This window comes from Vibrio atypicus (assembly GCF_009811315.1).
Taxonomy (GTDB): Bacteria; Pseudomonadota; Gammaproteobacteria; order Enterobacterales; family Vibrionaceae; genus Vibrio; species Vibrio atypicus.
The window spans coordinates 121,927-138,210 of record NZ_BLID01000008.1; the positions used below are offsets into that span (position 1 = coordinate 121,927).

15 protein-coding genes are annotated in these 16,284 nt (G+C 42.0%); 8 read left to right on the plus strand and 7 right to left on the minus strand.

Annotated elements, in window-relative coordinates; genetic code table 11:
• Nucleotides 1-7 precede the first annotated feature (7 nt).
• On the minus strand, nt 8-1,054 hold the full coding sequence (locus GVO60_RS16700) for a glycosyltransferase family 9 protein (RefSeq protein ID WP_159656017.1): 1,047 nt from the start codon (nt 1,052-1,054) through the stop codon (nt 8-10).
• Between the two features lie 93 nt (nt 1,055-1,147).
• Between GVO60_RS16700 and GVO60_RS16705 the strand changes: the two genes are divergently transcribed.
• The 3 genes from GVO60_RS16705 to GVO60_RS16715 are packed head-to-tail and all read left to right on the plus strand — an operon-like array spanning nt 1,148 to nt 4,157.
• Nucleotides 1,148-1,537 (plus strand): diacylglycerol kinase, encoded by a 390-nt coding sequence (locus tag GVO60_RS16705; RefSeq protein WP_159656019.1) that lies wholly within the window; start codon nt 1,148-1,150, stop codon nt 1,535-1,537.
• A 32-nt stretch (nt 1,538-1,569) separates the two neighbouring features.
• Nucleotides 1,570-2,280, plus strand: coding sequence for a 3-deoxy-D-manno-octulosonic acid kinase (locus GVO60_RS16710; protein WP_159656021.1), 711 nt, complete (start codon nt 1,570-1,572; stop codon nt 2,278-2,280).
• 44 nt (nt 2,281-2,324) lie between these two features.
• On the plus strand, nt 2,325-4,157 hold the full coding sequence (locus tag GVO60_RS16715) for a DUF3413 domain-containing protein (RefSeq protein ID WP_159656023.1): 1,833 nt from the start codon (nt 2,325-2,327) through the stop codon (nt 4,155-4,157).
• A gap of 30 nt (nt 4,158-4,187) precedes the next feature.
• Here the strand turns inward: GVO60_RS16715 and waaA are convergent, their stop codons facing one another.
• The 6 genes from waaA to rfaD form a co-directional block, all read right to left on the minus strand.
• Nucleotides 4,188-5,435: a lipid IV(A) 3-deoxy-D-manno-octulosonic acid transferase gene (waaA, locus tag GVO60_RS16720; protein WP_159656025.1), complete on the minus strand. Its 1,248-nt coding sequence runs from the start codon at nt 5,433-5,435 to the stop codon at nt 4,188-4,190.
• The gene (locus GVO60_RS16725) at nt 5,432-6,568 is read right to left on the minus strand and encodes a glycosyltransferase (protein ID WP_159656027.1); all 1,137 of its coding nucleotides are present in this window, start codon (nt 6,566-6,568) and stop codon (nt 5,432-5,434) included. Before GVO60_RS16725 ends, waaA begins: the two co-directional genes overlap by 4 nt.
• A gap of 43 nt (nt 6,569-6,611) precedes the next feature.
• On the minus strand, nt 6,612-7,874 hold the full coding sequence (locus GVO60_RS16730) for an O-antigen ligase family protein (RefSeq protein WP_159656029.1): 1,263 nt from the start codon (nt 7,872-7,874) through the stop codon (nt 6,612-6,614).
• 70 nt (nt 7,875-7,944) lie between these two features.
• Nucleotides 7,945-8,979, minus strand: a complete 1,035-nt coding sequence (waaF, locus tag GVO60_RS16735) for a lipopolysaccharide heptosyltransferase II (protein WP_159656031.1) — start codon at nt 8,977-8,979, stop codon at nt 7,945-7,947.
• Between the two features lie 18 nt (nt 8,980-8,997).
• On the minus strand, nt 8,998-9,963 hold the full coding sequence (gene lpxM, locus GVO60_RS16740; RefSeq protein ID WP_225874943.1) for a lauroyl-Kdo(2)-lipid IV(A) myristoyltransferase: 966 nt from the start codon (nt 9,961-9,963) through the stop codon (nt 8,998-9,000).
• A 12-nt stretch (nt 9,964-9,975) separates the two neighbouring features.
• Nucleotides 9,976-10,917, minus strand: coding sequence for an ADP-glyceromanno-heptose 6-epimerase (rfaD, locus tag GVO60_RS16745; RefSeq protein ID WP_159656033.1), 942 nt, complete (start codon nt 10,915-10,917; stop codon nt 9,976-9,978).
• 303 nt (nt 10,918-11,220) lie between these two features.
• On the opposite strand from rfaD, the gene GVO60_RS16750 reads away from it, so the two are divergent.
• The 5 genes from GVO60_RS16750 to GVO60_RS16770 are packed head-to-tail and all read left to right on the plus strand — an operon-like array spanning nt 11,221 to nt 16,280.
• Nucleotides 11,221-12,261: a Gfo/Idh/MocA family protein gene (locus GVO60_RS16750; protein ID WP_159656035.1), complete on the plus strand. Its 1,041-nt coding sequence runs from the start codon at nt 11,221-11,223 to the stop codon at nt 12,259-12,261.
• 16 nt (nt 12,262-12,277) lie between these two features.
• Entirely contained in the window at nt 12,278-13,552 is a 1,275-nt protein-coding gene (gene tviB, locus GVO60_RS16755; protein ID WP_159656037.1) for a Vi polysaccharide biosynthesis UDP-N-acetylglucosamine C-6 dehydrogenase TviB, read from the plus strand.
• Between the two features lie 45 nt (nt 13,553-13,597).
• On the plus strand, nt 13,598-14,179 hold the full coding sequence (locus GVO60_RS16760; RefSeq protein WP_159656057.1) for an acyltransferase: 582 nt from the start codon (nt 13,598-13,600) through the stop codon (nt 14,177-14,179).
• A 10-nt stretch (nt 14,180-14,189) separates the two neighbouring features.
• Nucleotides 14,190-15,260 (plus strand): DegT/DnrJ/EryC1/StrS family aminotransferase, encoded by a 1,071-nt coding sequence (locus GVO60_RS16765; RefSeq protein WP_159656301.1) that lies wholly within the window; start codon nt 14,190-14,192, stop codon nt 15,258-15,260.
• A gap of 21 nt (nt 15,261-15,281) precedes the next feature.
• Nucleotides 15,282-16,280: an NAD-dependent epimerase/dehydratase family protein gene (locus GVO60_RS16770; RefSeq protein ID WP_159656059.1), complete on the plus strand. Its 999-nt coding sequence runs from the start codon at nt 15,282-15,284 to the stop codon at nt 16,278-16,280.
• Nucleotides 16,281-16,284 lie beyond the last annotated feature (4 nt).

Sequence of the window (16,284 nt, forward strand, 5' to 3'; positions counted from 1 at the left end):
TTCTGCCTTACTTAATTTTGTGCAAAAGTGGAGTGAGCTGAGATTGTACCATGTCTAGAGTAATTGCCTGCATAACATGTTCTCCCTTTACTCGGGTACTCCATGGAAGTTGTGCCGCAGGTTTATCTTGTTGTTGTTCAACGAAAGTTTCGTAGACGCTAACAACAGAATCAATGTTGTTATAAGGCCCTGTACGTTTTGGATTGCTATGGCCATACAGGCCAACGACAGGGGTTCCTTGGGTCGTTGCTATATGAGCGGGTCCTGAATCAGGCGCAATCACCACTTCGGCTTGCTTCAGTACAGCGGTTAGTTGTTTCAAGGATGTTTTACCAATCAGATTAAGCGGCTTATTGTTGCAGAGATCGGTAATATCACTGCCTAAACGTACTTCTCTGTCTGCTGGGGAGCCACACAACGCCACTTGATAGCCTTGTTCGTGCAGCCAATCTGCAATCTCTGCGTATCGCTTTGTTAACCAGTTTCGTTCATCTTTGCTCGCTGCTGGGCTAATGACAACCGTTGGCTTATCGCCTAATAGTTGTTTAGCTACCGCAATATCTTGCTGTGAAATGGGCAGGTTCCAAGTGGGTGCTGAACGAGGGACACCAAGATATTCAGTAAAGGCAAAAAAACTGTCCAAGACATGTGCAGAGGTTGTGTCGGCAATTTTTTTGTTAGTGAATAGCCATTGCGCCTCTTTAGCGCGTTTGAAATTAAAGCCGATCTTATATTGGGCTTTAATGCCGAGTGTTAATAAGCTAGCTCTCAGCGCTAACTGCATGTGAACTAATGCATCGAATCTGCGATCTTTCAGTTGAGACCAAACCGCTTGCATGCCTTTCAATCCTGATTTTTTGTCGAATACAATTATTTCAACATTGTCTAAGCCATCGAGAAGTTGCGCTTCTATTTTTCCAATTATCCATGTGATTTTGGTCTCTGGCCAGTGGCGTTGTACCGCTTGGATAGCAGCGACGGCATGGCAAGTATCGCCGATTGCAGACAAACGCAAAAAACAGATGGACTTGGGAGGTGACGTAAACAGAGGCATAAAAGGTGCTCGCGCGTTTTAATTGGTTAGAATTATGCAGATAACGCTAAGAAATGTAAAATAGCCTCAGTATTGAAATTTATAAGGTTAGTAATGAACCCAGATCAAAATGGTAAGCCTGGAGCAACAGGGCTGACGCGTATTGTTAACGCCACAGGATATTCTATTCAAGGCCTCAAAGCTGCATTCAAACATGAAGCGGCGATTCGTCAAGAAATGACACTTTTACTGGTTGCCATTATCACTTTGGTTTGGCTTTCTCTACCTGTGGTGGAGACAGTCTTAATGCTTGCCAGTGTTGTGTTGGTCTTGATTATTGAACTGGTCAATTCCGCCATTGAAGCCGTCGTCGATCGAGTTGGGACAGAAAGACACGAGCTGAGTGGTCGTGCAAAAGATATTGGCTCTGCGGCAGTATTAGTGGCACTAACGTTAGCCGGCTTTACATGGAGTTACATCCTTTATCATCAATATTTAGCCTAGTTTAGGTACAATCTCCGCGATACAGGTAAACCATGATCAAACGTTATCAATCCCAAAATCAGATTGTTTGGTATGACGAGCAATTATTGCTCGAACCACCTGAGCAAGTGTTTAATGTTGACTTTTGGCAGCAACAAAACTCGGTGGTTGGCAGCGCGCAAGGGCGTGGGACGACTTGGTTTGTTCAGACTCAAGTACTACAAGCTGCCTTACGTCATTATCACCGCGGCGGATTGTTTGGCAAATTGGTGTCAGACAGTTATTGGTTCTCGGGTTGGGAAAAAACGCGCAGCTATGCCGAGTTTCGACTGTTAACACAGCTCGCAGATGCTGGGGTAAACGTACCGAAACCTATCGCTGCAAGAGTGATAAAGAAAGGCTTTACCTATCAAGCAGACTTGTTGAGTGAAAAGATTGCCAACGCCAAAGATTTGGTGGGCATATTGCAGCACAAAGACCTGCAGCCTAAAAAGTATCAGGCTATTGGTGCTGAAGTTGCGAAGATGCACAAGGCACACGTCAACCATACTGACTTAAATATTCATAATTTGTTGCTGGATAGCAGCGGAAAAATTTGGATCATTGATTTCGATAAATGTTACCAACAGCAGGGAACTGATTGGCAACAAAGCAATCTAGATAGATTGCTCCGTTCTTTTCGTAAAGAGCAAAAAAAACGAAACATTCATTGGAACGAAGATGATTTTGGCCACCTAATGGATGGCTATAATACAACGATTTAATTTGCTGCTCTTGGTGGCAATACTCACTATAACCGGGACATCTAATGCCTTTTAAACAAAGACTCCATGCCCACGGCTGGTTCATTCTTATCAATGCGCTAGTAGCCGTTGCGATAGCTTGCCGTTATTTTGCTTTTCTTCCTGAGTTCCCTTCAGATGCCTTAGGTATCACGTTTATTTTTGCTGGTACATTAGGTCAAATGACTTTATTGGCCAGCATTATTGGCTTAGTAAGTTTGCCTGCGTTATTGCTACCGAAAGCAAGTCGTAACACTATCCAAGCTTTGGTGGCTTCTATCGGTATTGCGGTCCTTTTTATTGATACCATTGTTTACGCTCAATATCGTTTTCACATCAATGCAGTTGTTTTAGAACTCGTTATGTCTGGCCAGGTGGTGAGCTTCCCGCTAGTTACTTGGGTGACGGTTATTGGTTCAGTAATTGCGTTGCTTGTTGGGCAATGGTGTTTGATTCGCTGGTTAGAAAACGATGCGCCTGTTCGCCAGTGGAAGTTGGGCCGAAAGTTCACCTACCTTACGATTGTTGCCTTGTTACTGACTAACGGCATTCATATTTGGGCAGCAGCTCATGCATATCAGCCAGTGACCATGGTGAAGCGCTATTTGCCTCTGTTTTATCCTGCGACAGCTAATAAATTCATGGAAAAACGTGGTTGGTTAGATAAAGAAGCGATTGCACAACAGAAAGCGATGCGTGTACCGCCAAAAAGTGATTTGAACTACCCGTTAAAGCCGGTTGAATTTGAGCCAGTAAAACCAGTCAACATTATGCTGATTACTGTCGATTCTTGGCGTGCAGACACCTTTAATGCTGATAATACCCCTTACATGTGGGAATACGCGAAAAACGGCGCTATTTTCCAAGATCATATCGCGACTGGTAATGCGACAAGAACGGGGATTTTCGGCTTGTTCTACGGGTTGCCTGGTACATATTGGCATGGGTTTATCGCCAACCATCAATCGCCAGTATTGGTCGATCGTCTTCAGGAGTTGGATTACCAATTGGGTCTATTTGCGGCCGCGAGATTGACCAGCCCTGAATTCCATCAAACCGTGTTTGCTAACGTGCCAAATTTACGTGTTGGCTCGAAGGGACTAACGCCTTCACAGCGAGACCGTCACTTGACTGATGATTGGATTAGTTGGTTTGATAGCCGTGATACGTCGAAGCCAACGTTCTCGTTCTTATTCTATGATGCACCTCATGGCTACGATTTCCCTAAGAACTTTGAACCTAAATACGAGCCAATGATCCCGCGTGTGGATTACCTCAAGTTGGATAACAACAGCGATCAAGAGAAGTTCTTTAATCGCTATAAAACCTCTGTTCGCTACGTTGATACTCAAGCGAAGCGTGTTCTGGATAGGCTAAAAGAGTCGGGTGAGCTAGAAAATACGCTGGTTATTATCACTGGTGACCATAGCCAAGAGATGAATGACAACAAGCAGAACTTCTGGGGACACAACGGGAACTTCTCGCGTGCTCAGACTCAGGTTCCATTTGTCATGTTTGGTCCAGGTGTGGACAAAGAGAAGCTTAATGCGGCAGTGACGTATACGACTTCTCATGAAGACTTAGCACCTACGCTAATGAAGAACTACTTGGGCTCGAAGAATGATATCCAAGATTACTCCACTGGTGAAGATCTGTATGGTGATAACGTAAAACGTGATTGGGTGATGACATCAAGCTACAGCGCTTACGGCATTCTATATGACGATACCATTATTGAAGTAAATGGTGCAGGTCAGTCTCAGATCCTTGATAGTACCTATCTACCAAAGAAAGGTGAGTCGATGAACTATCAATATGTTCAAGAAGCGCTAGAGAAGATTAGTCGTTTTAGGAAATAAAAGAAAAATGGCCGGTTTATCCGGCCATATTCAAATGAGTTTTAAGGTCTTATCAATACATCCTCTATGACGGAGCATAAATTTATCCATTCGTTCTTGAATATCTTGAGTGTTGCTATCCCAGGCATTTAATACTTTGTTAGCCATTTCGAACTCAGAATTGCATATAGTCATGAGGTCTTCCGCTAGCAATTGCTCGCTGATTTCTTGAAAATTAAAATAACTCGGGCCATTGATAACCGGAACGCCTAGAGCAATCGGCTCTAGCATATTGTGTCCGCCTACTTTATCACCAAGTAAACTCCCGCCCATAAAGCAGACATCTGCAGCACTGAGCAGAGTGAGCATTTCTCCCATAGTATCACCCAAGTAGATCTGGCTTTGTGGACTGACGTTGTCTTGAGTTCGGCGAGAAATATTAAAGTTTGCTTGTTTGCAAAGTTCATAGACTGAGTTGAAGCGCTCAGGGTGTCTAGGTACTAAGATAAGGAGAGTATCGGGCCGTTGTTGAATGATCTCCTTATGCGCAGCGAGTACTTTCTCATCTTCCCCTTTATGAGTGCTAGCCGCGATCCAGACTGCACGAGTACTACCTAGTTGATTGCGTAATTGTATCCCTGCAAGCTTAGCTTCTGTAGGGATTGAAATATCAAACTTAATGGAGCCTGTTACTGAAATCTTATCTTCATCTACGCCAAGCTTTTCAAAACGATGGGCGTCGTCTTGATATTGGCAACAGATATGAGAAAGGTTTTTTGCAAGTATATCGAACAGAGGGCGGACTTTTTGATAGTTGCGATAAGATTTCTCAGATAAACGTGCGTTAAGGACGGTTATTGGGATGTTGTGGTAAGCAACGGTATGGAGCGTATTTGGCCATAACTCTGTTTCCATGATCAGCATTTTATTCGGTTTAACACTTTTCAAAAAACCATGAACAGCGAAAGAAAAGTCGATGGGCATGTAGCGATGCTCTACCAAATCTGCGAGTTTCTCGACTTGCTCTGCCCCTGTACTAGTGGTCGTGGTTACCACAATAGGTTGATATGGGTTTTGAATCTTTAATGCTTTGATGATAGGGGTAACTGCAATCACTTCACCTACAGAGACAGCGTGAATCCATATAGGTGAAGTTGGGTTTTGTAGTTTAGGAGTTATCCCAAAATGCTCTTTCCACCTCGGACCAAAAGAGGGTTTACCAGGTTTACGTTTGTAAAGTCCAAAGAGCAGGATTGGCGACACTAAGAAGAGAAGGATTGTATAAAGAACACGAATCATTGTTTCTCCGCGAATTCGTCAATATAAGCTTCGACGATTTTCTTACCATCAAACTTATCGAGAGTCTCTTGGACATAGTCATTAAATGATGTATCCCATTCATGGTGGAGAGCAAAATAGATGGCTTCACCCAAAGACTCAGGAGTTTCTTTTGCTAAAAATGGTTCCAATGCACCATTCATGATTTGGCGAACACCACCTCGGCTATCTGTGCTAACGACAGGGGTTCCGCAAGCTAGTGACTCAATTAGCACCATGCCTAATCCTTCATGCTTAGAACTGAGAACATAAAGATCGGCGGCTTTGTACCATGGAAATGGATTGGTTTGTTGGCCTTTAAAGTGAACTCGCTCTGTGAGGTTAAGTCGCTTCACTTCAGCTTCAATGTTATCTCTATCGTTTCCTGCACCGACAATCACTAAGTCTTGCTGTAAGTTATATGTATTCGTAGCGTAGTGATACGCTTGTACCAACAGCGAGAAATTTTTTTGAGGAACCAGTCTTCCAAGACCCAAAATGTATGGCTTGTCGTGCAATTTTTCTTGAATACACTCTGCCTGCTGCCGGATGTTGATAAAGTCATTAGGATTATTGACCACAATTGCTTTCTTTGGCGTAATTTGGTGCGTTTCGACCATATCTTGAAAACTACCTAGTGCGCCTTGGGATACGCAGGTGACGTTTCTATTTTGGAAAAGCTTGGTGAAAACCCAGCGGGACAGTCGGCCGTACATGTGCTTCTTTTGTACGTTCTCACACACGTAAACAAAGCGTTTGTCTTGAATTGGCCAAAGGTGCTCAAAGGTGCCTTGGCCACGAAATATAATTAAGTCAAAAGGTTGCCCGTTTTGCGCTTCGAGCTTTCTTAGCTGCTTTTTAAAAGCCATAGATTCAGTGTATGCAAACCAAAGCGGAAAGGTTTTGCTGAATACAAGATTCAATACCTTGCAAACACCGAACCAAAGTGCACCAAGCCCAGTAGAAAACACTGACTTTTTTAGGTTGAACAGGTGTACTGGAAGACCGTTGTTTTTGGGTTCAATTTCTTTCTTGCGGTTTTTTAGGTAAATTAAATCGGTCTTATGCCCTGCATCATGAAAAGCGTCGGCAAGATTGACGGCAACGCGTTCCATTCCGCCTATTTTTAAGCAATTAACAACGACCGCCACCCTCATGTTAGTTCTCCTGCTTATTTAGCGAGTGAGTTAAATAGAAAGTGTAAAAGCCCGCAAACATAATATTATGGACATAAACGCCCATGCTGCGACTGTTGAAAGTTTCAAAACCGTTTACAATGAACCAATATGTAGTAAATGCGAGTGCGAACCATAGAAAAGGAGTAATTTCTGGCTGATGATTTTTCTGAATAAACAAAGAGCGAATCATCCAATAATACATTAAGTAAACAAGCCCAAGACCTATAAAGCCGTATGCAACTAAGGTTTCAATGTGATAGCTGTGTAGATGACTGAATCTCGATTTTAGTTCATCTGAGAATAGGTCGGATTGTTGAATTACTTGTCCAATCGCTGCGTTATCGTTTCCTACGATTGGGCTTTGTTTGATCCATTTAATCGCTTCAATCCAAGAGTGGATACGAATGCCTGTACTGTCCATGGGTAGTGCACTGATATTTCCAGTAAGAAGCATTTGATTTGAGCTAAATCCTCTTTGTAAAATTAACTGAAAAACGTCAAGTTGTGAAAATCCTATAGCGACAATACATAATGCCAAATAGCTAAAGTATATTTTCTTTTTATTTACACCATCGTTCACTAATGCGTAATAAATAGGAACAAATATAGAAGTAATAGCTAATGCTAACCATACTTGTCTAGATTGTGAGACTACGGCGATAAACACCAAACTTACGATAGAGAAAGAACAAATGGATACAATAAGAGTTCTTGTACGTTTGCTTAATGAGGTAAATGGGCTAAAACGAGTAGTATACAAATAAATAATAAATGAAGTAATAAGTAGCGAAGAGCCAGCTAGCATAGTTGTAAACTGAGCATTTTTCATCCCGAAGTCAATTCGAGTTCCAGAGAGTGCGTTAGATACTTCTGCAGTAAAGTTTGGATGTAACATGCAACCAATTATAAAACCAATAGCTAACCCTCCCCACAACATACAAACTGAGCTTATTTTTCCTTTTAGCCAGTATGCTATTAAGAAAAAACTAAATAGTTTTGCCAGTCGGTCAATTTTAGGGTTTGCGTCCGCGATGTCAGATAAATAAGCTGAAGCATAGAGCCAACTGAGGATCTGAGCGATGATCACCGCTCCCAAAATTTTTATCATAGGGTCTTTAAAAATGACGCGTCTATGACAAACGAAAATGGGCAAGCTTCCTAAAATTATTAATACTTGGAATATTTTTGCGACATCATCATTAATTAAAAAAAAGCAGCCATATAACACGGAAAAAAGCAACATAGCTGAACTATAATATCGATGTTCGAAGGTATTTATTATTCTGTTCATTATTTTTTAATGCTCGATAATGTTAAATAGAGGATATTGCACTGATTACGTTATGCGGTTTAAGCTCTTTTAAGCACTTGAGATGGCCTAACGGACATTCACGCTTAAAACACGGACGGCACTCAATGTCTGTGCTCACAATATCCACTTTCCGCGCAAGGGGGGGAGTATATTTTGGAGACGTTGAGCCATAAACACCCACTACATGACAGCCAACCGCGGCTGCGACATGCATTAAACCTGAATCATTGCTTACCACGCTTTGGCACGCTGCGAGCAAATCAACGGCCTCTATTAAAGATGTTTGTCCTGCTAAATCAAAGCAGGCCTGCTTCTGCTCTTCTGTAAGATTCAGTAGAATCGAAGATGTTGTTAGCTGATCTTTCGCAGAACCAAACAGCCATACTTGATGACCTCGTTCAATCATTTCCGCAGCGACAGCAGCGTAGTGCTCAATAGGCCACTGCTTTGCAGGGCCAAACTCTGCACCAGGGCACAAACCAACAATCGGTTTATCTTGCGCTAGCTTGAACTTTGCTAGCGTAGCCTCTTGTATGGATTCATTGATCGATAAACTTGGTTTTGGTTGAGCCTCAATGCCACCTAGGGACTGTGAACCAACCATCTCCTTTCTTGGATGTGCTAAAGCGACGTAGCGCTCAACCATATATTGGAAGGCTTTTTTATTTGGTCTTAAATCATTGAGCAGACCATAGCGCATTTCCCCTTTCCATCCTGTTCTCACTGGGACCTTGGCAAACCAAGGAATTAGCGCGGATTTGGCTGAGTTAGGCAGAACAAAAGCGTGAGTGTAGTGTTCATTAATCAGCGAGCGACCAAGGTTCCTTCTTCCTGACCAGTTAAATTCACCATGGCCAAATGGCATTTCAATGGCGCGATTAACTTCCGGCATTCTTTCTAAGATAGGCTTGCACCAACCAGGCGCAATAACATCGATGATCGCGTTAGGTGACTGTTGCTTTAGCGTAATGTAGAGTGATTGTGACATCACCATATCGCCCACCCAAGATGGGCCAATGACCAATATTTTATTCACGGTGCCTCGTTGTTATTTCTATAGTTTACCGCGCATTTCTCGGTAGAGGTTACGACCATCTTGTTGGGTTCTGAGCAAGCGGAGAATCCACATATACTGATTAGGTGCTTTGGCGACAAAGTATTCAATTGCTTTATTCATCCCACGAGCATCTTCAGGGTCGGTATCTTGCAATTCGAGCGGTGGCATAAACTCAATGAAGTATGTGCCCGTATCAGGATCGATAGACGCAAATGTTGCGATTATCTTGGACTTGGATAGCTTCGCCAACTTTGTTAGCCCTGGTAAGGTCGCTTTAGTGGTTGCAAAGAAATCGACAAACTCACTGATATCAGCACCGTGGTCTTGGTCAGGAAGGTAATACCCCAGATAACCGTCTTTGATCGACTTGATGAAAGGTTTGATTCCTCCAGAACGCTCGTAAACACGTCCACCGTATTGCACGCGTTGACGATGCATCAACCAGTCACTCACAGGGTTTTTTTGCTTTTTCGCCATGGCTGAGACAGGTAACCCTTTTGAAGCAAGCAATACGGCAGGGATATCAATCGACCAAGAGTGAGGAACCAAAAGGATCACATTTTCATTTTGCTCAGTACAGTCGGTCAAATAGTGCTCGTTTATCAGAGTGCATTGAGTTTGAAGCCATTGTGGAGAGCGTATAGTGAGCAAGCCGAAGCGCATCATAAAGACGCCAGCAGTTAATAGTGTTTCATACACTATTTTTTCTCTCTCTTGCTCCGTTTTATCTGGGAAGCAAAGAGAAAGGTTGACTCGAATGTTATGCACTGCGCCTTTGCGTTTATTAACCAAACGAGAGGCGACCTGGTGTGCGATCCATTTATGTACTTTAACTGGCATTAGGGATATTGGCAGAGAAACTAACACGCCTAGCCAAGTCCCCCAATATTTAGGTGCAAGAAAACCCCACTCAAAAGCGGGGTTGTATGCTTTCGGATCGAAATCGTTACGTGGTTTACTCACAATGCGTCGCTATTATTTGTTAATGATTGCCATGTACTCTGCAACACCTTGAGCAACTGGTTTGAAAGTATGGTTGCAGCCTGCAGCGCGAAGTTTGGTTAGATCAGCTTGAGTATATTCTTGGTAGGCGCCTTTGAGATGCTCTGGGAATGGAATAGTCTCCACTTCGCCTTTGTCATGATAAGCTATAACTGCTTTCGCGACTTCTTCAAAAGACTCTGCACTGCCAGTTCCTAGGTTGAAAATACCAGAAACACCATTTTGTAAGAACCATAGGTTTACTTCAGCAACATCGCCAACGTATACAAAGTCACGTTTGAACTGTTCGCTGCCCTCAAACAATTTTGGGTTTTCACCTGCATTCATCTGATTGTTTAGATGAAACGCTACAGACGCCATCGAACCTTTGTGTTGTTCACGTGGTCCGTAAACGTTGAAGTAGCGGAAGCCTGTAATTTGAGAAAGTGTTTCACCATGTTCTTCAGCATCTTGCCAGATTCGACGAACATAGTTGTCAAATTGCTGTTTAGAATAGCCGTATACATTGAGCGCCCCTTCATATTCTTTTTCTTCAATGAAGGTATCTGTCTCACCATAAGTCGCAGCTGATGATGCGTAAAGGAAAGGAATTTCACGCTCTAAACAGTAGTGAAGCAGCTCTTTGGAGTACTCATAGTTGTTGAGCATCATGTACTTGCCGTCCCACTCAGTGGTGGCGGAGCAAGCTCCTTCATGGAAGATTGCGTCGATTGGACCAAAATTTTCGCCCGACATAATTTGAACCAGGAAGTCATCGCGATCCATGTAATCGGCGACATCTAGATCAACAAGGTTTTGAAACTTCTTACCATTTTTAAGGTTATCGACGACTAGAATGTCGTTGATGCCTTGCTCATTCAATGCCTTGATGATGTTGCTGCCAATCATGCCAGCCCCGCCAGTTACGATGATCATACTTTTTGCCTTATTTCTTTCATCCAGAACTTGCACGATTGTAGCATGTTGAATAGGAGTCGACTATTAACAAAGCTTTTAGTCGTGGTCGTAACTTTTCTCGCGATTGAACGTCTGTTTCGATATACTTCCCTGCACTATTAGCTATGCCGTTAGTCTCGGAACTCTGCCTTTGGGAGCGTAACCCAAGGGCGGTAGCGTTTCTAGATTCATCTAAATTTAGTTTATTGATATAGCCGGACAATTGTACAAATGCACATATCCCTATGTTGATTTACATTAATACAAGTGAAAGAACTGACTATGGAACAAAAGAAAAAAATTAGAATTGCTGTTGTAGGTTGTGGTCGTATCTCAAAAAACCACTTTGGTTCTATTGAACAATTAGAATCGGAATACGAGTTGGTCGCTGTTTGTGACAATGACCCGGAGGTGTTAGACGCCCATAAGTCACAGTATCAAGTTCCCGGTTATCTTTCACTTGATGAGCTTCTTAATTCAGAGCGTTTGGATTTGGTAACTTTGTGCACACCTAGTGGCGTTCATGCCTCTCAAACAATTAAAGCGGCTAAGGCTGGAATCAATGTTATTACCGAAAAACCTATGGCTACGAAGTGGGAAGATGGTTTAGCAATGGTTAAAGCTTGTGATGAAGCTGGGGTGCGCCTATTTGTGGTCAAGCAAAACCGTCGAAACTCCACACTTCAGATGCTTAAACGAGCAGTGGATGAAAAACGCTTTGGTAAAATTCACATGGTTCACTTAAATGTTTTCTGGACTCGCCCTCAGGAATACTATGATCGTGCATCGTGGTCAGGGACATGGGACATGGATGGTGGTGCTTTCATGAATCAGGCCACCCATTATGTTGATTTAATGCATTGGCTAATTGGCCCGGTAGAAAAAGTTCATGCGATGACATCGACACATCGTGATATCGAGGTAGAAGATACTGGAGTTGTCAATTTAAAGTGGCGTAATGGAGCGTTAGGCTCGATGTCCGTTACAATGTGCACATATCCTAAGAACTTAGAGGGGTCTATTACAATTTTGGGCGAAAAAGGAACTGTTAGGATTGGTGGTGTTGCAGTAAATGACATTCAGGAATGGGTGTTTGAAGATGAGCGCGACTATGATGCAGAGATTGCTAAAGCTAACTATCAAACAACTTCTGTTTATGGCTTTGGACATCCTCCTTACTTTCAAAATGTAGCTGATGTATTACGCGGTAAAGCTGAACCTGAAACTGATGGGCGAGAAGGGCTTAAATCTTTAGAGTTATTGATAAGTACTTATCGTTCTGCTCGAGATCACAAAGAAATTGGTTTACCTCTAAATCTATAACAAGTCGGATAAGAATATGAATTTGAATAACCTCAAAATAGGTATTATAGGGTTAGGCTATGTAGGCCTCCCTTTAGCTGTTGAGTTTGGGAAAAAATACCAGACTATCGGCTTTGACATTAATACAGGACGTGTTTTAGAGCTAGAATCAGGATTTGATTCAACATTGGAATGCACCAATGATGAGCTAAAAAGTGCTAAGTTACTGACTTATTCAAGCAATTTAGAGTCAATAAAAGGTTGCAACTTTTATATAGTTACTGTGCCGACTCCCATTACAGAAGAAAATACACCTGACCTAACACCACTCAAGAAGGCTTCTGAAGCTCTTTCTAAAGTGATTTCGAAAGGCGACGTCGTGGTTTTCGAATCTACAGTATACCCAGGGGCAACAGAAGAAGTATGCATCCCAATTATTGAAAAAATGTCTGGCTTGACGTTTAATCAAGACTTTTTTGCTGGTTATAGCCCTGAGCGGATAAATCCAGGAGATAAGGTTAATCGCCTCACAACAATAATGAAAATCACTTCTGGTTCTACTTCAGAAGTTGCGGATTTTGTTGATGCAGTATATGCCTCTATTGTTGATGCGGGTACTCATAAGGCATCTTCAATTAAAGTAGCAGAGGCAGCGAAAGTAATTGAAAATACTCAACGTGACTTGAATATAGCGATCATAAATGAGTTTGCTAAGATTTTTAATAAACTTGATATTGATACGGAAGAAGTCCTAAAGGCTGCAGGTACAAAATGGAACTTTTTGCCATTTAAGCCAGGTTTAGTAGGAGGGCACTGCATTAGTGTCGATCCATACTACCTTACGCATAAAGCTCAAGAAGTTGGATATCGTCCTGAAGTCATATTGGCTGGCCGTCGAATTAATGATGGTATGGGAGAATATGTAGCAACGCAGTTAGTGAAAAAGCTTGCGAGCAAGAAGATTCACATCGACGAAGCTAAAGTATTAATTCTGGGCTTTACTTTTAAAGGAGATTGTCCTGATGTACGAAATACGAAAATCATTGATATCGTAAAAGAGCTAAAAGATTTTAATATGTCTGTAGATGTTTATGACAGTTGGGCTTCGAAAGAAGAAGTTCAACGTGAATACAATCTAGAGCTGATCGATGAGTTAAATGAAGGGCAGTATGATGCAATTGTGTTGGCCGTTGATCATAGTGAAACGAAGCTTATGGGGGTAGACGCTCTTCGTAAGTTGGGTAAGCAAGAGCATGTTCTCTATGATGTGAAACATGTTCTATCGGTCGATGACGCTGATATCCGTTTATAGCTAGGTAAGGGAGCATTGGCTCCCTTTAGTATTCTTGGAGTAATTATGGGTTTCTATAAACATGAAACCGCAATCATCGATGAAGGGGCTTCAATCGGTGTTGAAAGTCGAGTTTGGCATTGGGCGCATGTATGTTCTGGTGCGAAAATAGGCTGTGGTGTCTCGCTTGGTCAAAATGTATTTGTGGGTAATAAAGTTACTGTTGGCGACTACTGTAAGATTCAAAATAACGTTTCAGTCTATGATAATGTTCACCTAGAAGAGGGGGTCTTCTGTGGACCAAGTATGGTTTTTACCAATGTATACAATCCTCGTTCGTTAATTGAGCGCAAAGACCAGTACCGGGACACGTTGGTAAAAAAAGGCGCAACACTCGGGGCCAACTGTACGATTGTGTGCGGTATCACAATAGGTGAGTACGCATTTATAGGTGCAGGTACTGTCGTAAATCGCGATGTTAAGCCTTTTGCTTTGATGGTTGGTGTACCGGCTAAGCAAATTGGATGGATGAGTATGTTCGGTGAGCAACTAGATTTACCTTTGCAAGGTGAAGCAGAGATCATGTGTCCTCATTCAAAGTTAGTTTACAAGCTTGAAGGATCAAACCTTAGCTTGCTAGAAGAGTAATTTGAAAGTTATGCAATTCATAGATTTAGAAGCTCAGTATCAACACTTAAAAGAAAAAATTGATGCACGTATTCATAAAGTTCTCGATCATGGCCAATACATCATGGGGCCAGAAGTATCGGATCTTGAAGAAAAGCTGGCTGAATATGTAGGCGTGAAACATGTAATTACGTGTGCTAACGGTACTGATGCACTGACACTAGCTATGATGGCTTTGGATATAAAAGAAGGAGACGCAGTATTCTGTCCGACTTTTACTTTCTTTGCTACTGCTGAAACTATTGCGTTTGCAAAAGCGATACCCGTATTTGTCGACTCCAATGAAGCGACTTACAACTTGTGTCCGATTGATCTTGAGAAACGTATTCAATCTGTAATCGCAGAGGGAATACTAACTCCTAAAGCTATCGTCGCTGTCGATTTGTTTGGACTTCCAGCAGACTACGCTGCGATTGAAGCTTTGGCTGAAAAATACGATTTGAAGTTAATTGAAGATGCAGCGCAAGGATTTGGTGGATCGATTAACGGGAAAATGGCAGGCTCGTTTGGTGATATTGCTACAACCAGTTTTTTTCCTGCAAAACCACTCGGTTGCTATGGTGATGGAGGGGCAATTTTCACAGATAACGATGAGTATGCTGAATTGATCCGTTCCTTAAGAATACATGGTAAAGGTACTGATAAATATGACAATGTTAGAATTGGAGTAAACAGTCGTTTAGATACAATTCAAGCTGCAATTCTTCTGGAAAAGTTAGCAGAGTTCCCGCAAGAACTAGAAGCTAGAAACAAGTCCGCAGAAAACTACAAAAAAACTCTTTCAAATGACTTTATTACTCCGAGTGTGCCGGACAATTATTTCAGCTCTTGGGCGCAATATACGGTGAGAAGCAATCGTAGAGATGACGCGATGAAAGCGTTTCAAGAGCAAGGTATACCGACAATGGTGTACTACAGAACTTGTATGCATGAGCAAAGTGCTTTTTCGAACTTGAACTATAAGAAAGGTGATTTTCCAGTAGCAGAGAAACTTTCTAGTCAAGTATTTAGCCTGCCGATGCATGGATACATGAAAAAATAAATTTAAGTATTGGAATACATAATGATTGAATTAAAAAATAAGAAAATTTTCATCACAGGTGGCGCAGGCTTTATTGGCTCCACACTGATTGGAAAGTTGATTGATGAGAATGAAATTGTCGCATATGACAACTTAGATCGTAATACTTTAAAGAGTCAGCCGTTCTCAAAACATAAAAACCTGACACTTGTTGAAGGTAATGTTTTGGACCGCGCTCATCTGATCAGATCTGCTCAGGAATCTGAGATATTTATTCATGCAGCAGCTATCGCAGGTATTGATAATACAGTTAAGAGTCCTGTAAGAACGATGACTGTAAATATGACGGGTACCTCTAATGCTTTAGAAGCCGCTTACCAAGCTGGTACTGTAGAAAGGTTTCTAGAGTTCTCTACTTCTGAAGTTTTTGGTTCTAGAGCGTATCGAGTTGACGAACTGAATTCTACGACGACTGGAGCCGTGGGCGAAGCTCGCTGGACCTATGCCGTGAGCAAGTTAGCTGGAGAGCATCTAACACATGCATATCATAGAGAGCACGGCTTACCTACTGTTACTTTTAGACCTTTCAACGTCTATGGACCTGGACAAGTTGGAGAGGGGGCGATCTCTATTATGATTCGTAAAGCACTTAGAAATGAAGATATTTACATTTTTGGTGATGGTTCTCAAATCCGTGCATGGTGTTTTGTTGATGATATGATCGACGCTCTAATGAAGGCCTTATCTATGCCTAAGGCTGTTGGTGAGTCGTTTAATATTGGTAATGCCAGAGCCGTAACAACAATTTATGGTTTGGCAGAAACGATTTGTCGAGTTCTAAACTCAAAGTCGAGAATTATTTTTAGAGACGCACTTTCTGCTGATATCGAACTTCGTATACCTAATGTAGATAAAGCAGATGATTTATTAGATTTTAAAGCTCAAGTAGATTTAGAGGAAGGCTTAGTTCGCACAGCTGAATGGATAGCAAAGAATATGGATGATCTACCGCAAATGCCGGATATGTTCTTGAGTAAATAACAGC